The organism is Paenarthrobacter sp. CM16 (genome assembly GCF_013179505.1).
In the GTDB taxonomy this organism is placed as follows: Bacteria; Actinomycetota; Actinomycetes; order Actinomycetales; family Micrococcaceae; genus Arthrobacter.
Genome location: NZ_JABMCX010000324.1, coordinates 1 through 4,856, shown reverse-complemented (window position 1 = coordinate 4,856; position 4,856 = coordinate 1). Strand labels below are relative to the sequence as shown.

Annotated in this window: 6 protein-coding genes; 3 read left to right on the top strand and 3 right to left on the bottom strand. The window is 61.1% G+C overall.

Features of this window, described 5'->3' with window-relative positions:
- Positions 1 to 736, bottom strand: a 736-nt coding sequence (locus HP499_RS20775; protein WP_172326024.1) for an alpha/beta fold hydrolase, incomplete at its 3' end; no start/stop codon positions are given.
- 75 nt (positions 737 to 811) lie between these two features.
- Between HP499_RS20775 and HP499_RS20770 the strand changes: the two genes are divergently transcribed.
- Positions 812 to 1,435 (top strand): TetR/AcrR family transcriptional regulator, encoded by a 624-nt coding sequence (locus tag HP499_RS20770; RefSeq protein ID WP_172326023.1) that lies wholly within the window; start codon positions 812 to 814, stop codon positions 1,433 to 1,435.
- A 6-nt stretch (positions 1,436 to 1,441) separates the two neighbouring features.
- Here HP499_RS20770 and HP499_RS20765 read toward each other — a convergent pair whose 3' ends face one another.
- A complete protein-coding gene (locus tag HP499_RS20765; protein WP_172326022.1) occupies positions 1,442 to 1,870 on the bottom strand; it encodes a helix-turn-helix domain-containing protein in 429 nt (142 codons plus the stop codon).
- A 123-nt stretch (positions 1,871 to 1,993) separates the two neighbouring features.
- Between HP499_RS20765 and HP499_RS20760 the strand changes: the two genes are divergently transcribed.
- On the top strand, positions 1,994 to 2,662 hold the full coding sequence (locus tag HP499_RS20760) for an FMN-dependent NADH-azoreductase (protein WP_172326021.1): 669 nt from the start codon (positions 1,994 to 1,996) through the stop codon (positions 2,660 to 2,662).
- Positions 2,663 to 2,668: 6 nt separating this feature from the next.
- Here HP499_RS20760 and HP499_RS20755 read toward each other — a convergent pair whose 3' ends face one another.
- Positions 2,669 to 3,667: an aldo/keto reductase gene (locus HP499_RS20755; protein ID WP_172326020.1), complete on the bottom strand. Its 999-nt coding sequence runs from the start codon at positions 3,665 to 3,667 to the stop codon at positions 2,669 to 2,671.
- Positions 3,668 to 3,828: 161 nt separating this feature from the next.
- Between HP499_RS20755 and HP499_RS20750 the strand changes: the two genes are divergently transcribed.
- On the top strand, positions 3,829 to 4,856 hold a 1,028-nt coding region (locus HP499_RS20750; protein WP_172326019.1), incomplete at its 3' end, for an ABC transporter permease.

Below are 4,856 nucleotides of genomic sequence, written 5' to 3'. Positions count from 1 at the left end.
GGATGAGGTGGTCTTGGCCTTGCAGCGACACGACCATAGGGCGGTTTAGAGCTTGAATCGCACGGGTGCACGGCGCTTCATAAACCAAGCCGCTTTCCGATCCACGGAGCACTGTTACGGGCTTCGCTATGCTGTCATAGCCCTCAAGATGAGGGGTAAACGCGTTCAGCGCCTCGATCTCATCGGCCAAGGGAATCGCCAACGCCAATAGGTGTTCCCAGGTTGCTTGATCCGTCCGTAAATTTTCTACGTGGGCTTGGCTGTATCCAGAGATGTCTCGGTTGACGATCTCCACCATCGCATCATAATCCCCATGCTCACGAGCCGTCCGGAGTGGTTCCGTCTGTTCTTTTCCAAATGGTGCCATGACGGGTTCGTAGAGAATCAAGGACTTCACCCCGGCGCCAGCTGCAACGGCTTCAAGTGCGACGAGCGCCCCTAGGCTCCAACCGAAGAGATGCGCAGGCCTGGCTATGGACCCCAATACCGCGATGAGATCTTCGATCTCAGTCCGCAGGGAGTACCCAGCTGGGAGATCGGTGCTGGGATGTCTGCCGCGACGATTCACTACGTGAACAGCGCGGTCTGCCGACAATGGCCCCGCGACGGCGCTCCATGCTGTTGCATCGCTCATGATGCCCGGCAGTAGAACCAAGGGGATCTCGGCGCTGTTTTCCAGACTGTAAGCATCCACTGCCACGGACCCCATCCTGACTTGTACCTCGTATTGACGCATGGGCCTTCCTTTCTGGTGTGATTGCTACAGAAGTCAAGCTAGCAGCTTCTGTAGCGGTTGCACTAGATTTGGTGAATGCCCGCTATTGGTCGACCCCGAGGCTTTGACCGCAGCGTCGCACTTGAGCGTGCGACGGAAGTCTTCTGGACGCGGGGATACGACGCCGCGTCACTAGTTGATCTTGCTCAAGCGATGGGGATCGCCCAATCGAGCCTCTATGCGGCATTTGGAAGCAAGCTTGAGTTATTCACCGAAGCAGTAGATACGTATATGCGGCGGTATGCAGAAATATTCGTCAGGGCATGTGCCGAGGAACCTAGTGCCCTGACCGCGGCAGCGAGGATCCTTCATGAAAGCGTCGACAGCTTTACGGCGCCAGGACAGCCGGCGGGCTGCCTTACTACCAGCGCAGCCATATCTGGGGGAGCTGGGACCTTTGACGTTCGCGCGGCTGTCGCGAGAAAACAGCGAGCCAACGCTAGCGTCCTGCACGAGCGGATTGCAGCCTCACTACAGGAGGGCCAGATTCACGGCGATGCGGAGCCGGAGGTCCTGGCCGACTTCATCATGACCCTTTGGCACGGTCTTTCGGCCGCAGCTGGAACGGGGGTTTCTGGAAGCGAACTTCACAAGGTGGTTGATGTGGCGCTGGAAGCATGGCCTGCATCTTCCACTAACGTTTCTGACCCCAGTAGCTGAGCACGCTCAGGAGCTCACAGTCGTACGGGCGGCGACGCTGGCACGATCCCGGTCATGGTGCTGGCGTGAGTCGGCTACCGCGTCCATGTTGTCCTCCGCCCACTCCTTCATGTCGAAGATGATCGGCAGGAGCGACCGGCCGCGTGCCGCGAGCTCATAATCAGTCCGGACCGGAACCGACGCAGTGACCTCCCGGTGGATCAGGCCGTCACGCTCCAGGGAACGGAGTGTAGACGTGAGCATTTTCTGGCTCGCCCCCGGGATCAGTCGGCGCAGCTCACTGTGGCGCTGCGGCCCTTCTTCCAGGGCGAGCAGGACAAGTGTCACCCATTTGCTGCTGATCGCCTCAAGCAATTGGCGGGCAGGGCAGAGTTCCAGGGAAGCGTTGTAGTGGTGCTGCGCTGCCCGGCGGCTCTGATCGGCTGTGAGTGTCATGCCCTCATCATTGCAGGCACGTGGAGGTGCCCTAGGCACAATGAAGTGCGTTCTTACGCTGCGTGACAACTCCGGGTGAGGATCGAGGAGGGGTCAAAACACCCCCTGGACTGAAAGGAAACCATGCCCTCCATCCTCCACATCAACGCCTCGCCCCGGTACGCCAACAGCGATTCGCTGCGCTTGGCCCGCCACTTCATCGACTCTGTCCAAGCCGCAGCTACGGAGACGTTCGAACTGGAGACTTTGAACCTGTTCGACGACGGCGCGTTGCCGGCTTTCGGCCGCACCGCGGCTGCCGCGAAGATGGCAATCTTCACGGGCCAGGACCAAACTCCGGATCAGATTGCAGCCTGGGAATCCGCCCGGGCGGTCTTTGACCAGTTTGCCGCCGCGGACGCCTACGTGTTCAACATCCCCATGTGGAATTCCGGCGTGCCGTATGTCCTGAAGCAGTGGATTGACATCATTACCCAGCCAGGCTGGAGCTTCGGGTTCGATCCCGAAAAGGGCTACACCGGACTGATGGAAGGCAAGCACGCCCTGGCCATCCATAGCAGCGGCGTCTACGCTCCCGGGGTTCCGGCGGCCTTCGGTTCCGATTTCAGCAGCACCTTCTTTGCCGACTGGTTGAACTTTGTGGGCATTGAGGACGCCACGCACATCCGCTTCGCCCCGACGGTACTGAATGCGGACGTCGATGGCACACGCCGTGCTGCCGAGAATGAACTCAGCGACGCCGCGCTCCTGTTCGCGGGCAAGGTCGGTGCGCTTGAGCTGATCAGCGACTGATGTCCGCTACAGGTTGGTCATCCGTTCGCCGGCCTCGTTGTAACGGCCGCCCTCCACGGTGATCTTCGCCGCGGCCGCCTCGATTTCGTCCAGCTCTGCGGGTGAAAGTTCGACGTCGGCCGCGGCCAGGTTTTCTTCGAGGCGGTGCAGTTTCCGGGTGCCTGGAATCGGCACGATCCACGGTTTCTGTGCCAGCAGCCATGCCAAGGCGATCTGGCCCGGCGTCGCGCCTTTTCTTTCAGCAATTCCGGCGAGCAGGTCCACCACGGCCTGGTTGTTTTGCATGGCCTCCGGGGTGAATCGGGGGATGGTGCTGCGGATGTCGTTGCCGGATTCGAAGGTGGTGGAGGTATTGATGGTTCCCGTCAGGAATCCCTTACCCAAGGGGCTGAACGGGACGAAACCAATGCCCAGCTCTTCGCACACGCCCAGGACTTCTTCCTCGGGTCGGCGCCACCACAACGAGTACTCACTCTGGACGGCGGCTACGGGAAGGACCGCGTGTGCCCGGCGGATGGTGCCCGCAGCGGCCTCCGACATGCCAAAATGCTTGACCTTTCCGGCGTCGACGAGGTCCTTGACTGCGCCGGCAACGTCCTCGATGGGTACCTCCGGATCGACGCGGTGCTGGTAGTAAAGGTCCAGGGCATCCACGCCGAGCCGGCGAAGCGATCCTTCGACTACTTCCTTGATAACTTCGGGGCGGCTGGTGACCTTTCCGCTTGGCTTCCGCTCGGCGGGGTCAATGTCCCAACCGAACTTGGTGGCGATGACCACCTCATTTTTGAACGGGGCCAGTGCTTCGCCGACCAGTTCCTCATTGGCGTAGGGCCCGTAGATCTCGGCGGTGTCGAAGAAGGTCACGCCGCGCTCCACGCCTGTGCGGATGAGGGAAATCATCTCGTCGCGATCCGGCCGCTCGCTGTAGCCGCCGGTCATGCTCATGCATCCCATGCCGATCGCGGAAACTCCCAGTCCGCCGCTGCCAAGTGTGCGCTTTTCCATGATTGCTCTCCTCAGTGGTTCCGGCATATTGCTACCTCGACGGTATGTGGCCGCAACGGAGAGAGGGAGTCCCTGACATTACCCCTCACTTTTCTCTAGTTGCCCGCAGCAACCAGACGTAAACTGGCCTTCGGCCCACAACGCTCTGGCTCGGAGAATCCATGCTGTGGAAGGTACTTGTTCGTTTCCTGCGGCCGCATCGGCGGTTGCTGATCGCCGTCGTCGTGTTCCAACTGGCGCAGTCCATCGCGTCCCTTTACCTTCCGACGCTGAACGCCGACATCATTGATAACGGTGTGGCCACCGGGGACACGGACTACATCCTGCGCTTGGGCGGGCTGATGCTGCTCATTACCTTGCTGCAGATCGCGTGTGCCGTGGTTGCGGTCTACTTCGGGGCGAAGGCTGCGATGGGGATGGGCCGTGATCTCCGCGAGGCGATTTTCAGCCGGGTGGGGGAGTTCTCGGAGCAGGAGGTCACCAGGTTCGGCGCTCCGTCTCTGATTACCCGCTCCACCAACGATGTCCAGCAGGTGCAGCAACTGGTCCTGATGGCCTGCACGCTGATGGTGGCGGCTCCCATGCTGAGCATCGGCGGCGTCATCATGGCCGTCCGGCAGGATGCCCAGCTGTCCTGGCTGATAGCCGTGTGCGTGCCGGTGCTGCTGGTGGGCGTGGGATTGATCGTGACGCGGATGGTGCCGCTGTTCCGCAAAATGCAGGTCCGGATCGACGCCGTCAACCGGGTTCTCCGCGAGCAGCTAACAGGCATCCGCGTGGTGCGGGCGTTCGTCCGCGAGGACTTGGAGGCAGCCCGGTTCGGCAAAGCGAACGACGACGTCACCGACGTCGCGCTCCGGGCTGGACGTTTGATGGCGCTCATGTTCCCTGTGGTCATGCTGGTGATGAACGTTTCGTCCGTGGCGGTCATCTGGTTCGGATCGTTCCGGATCGAGGACGGCTCCATGCAGGTGGGCACCCTGATCGCGTTCCTGAGCTACCTGATGCAGATCCTCATGTCCGTCATGATGGCTACGTTCATGGCCGTCATGATCCCGCGCGCGTCCGTTTCTGCCGACCGGATCGGCGAGGTGCTGGAAACAGCGTCAAGCGTCCAACCGCCGTCGAACCCTGTTACGGGCGGCATCCGCCGCGGCGAACTGGAAATGCACGACGTCGGATTCGCCTA

Bases quoted from the DNA above. Each gene is read 5' to 3' on its own strand.
- HP499_RS20770 (WP_172326023.1), top strand. From the start codon at position 812: ATGCCCGCTATTGGTCGACCCCGAGGCTTTGACCGCAGCGTCGCACTT.
- HP499_RS20765 (WP_172326022.1), bottom strand. From the start codon at position 1,870: ATGACACTCACAGCCGATCAGAGCCGCCGGGCAGCGCAGCACCACTAC.
- HP499_RS20760 (WP_172326021.1), top strand. From the start codon at position 1,994: ATGCCCTCCATCCTCCACATCAACGCCTCGCCCCGGTACGCCAACAGC.
- HP499_RS20755 (WP_172326020.1), bottom strand. From the start codon at position 3,667: ATGGAAAAGCGCACACTTGGCAGCGGCGGACTGGGAGTTTCCGCGATC.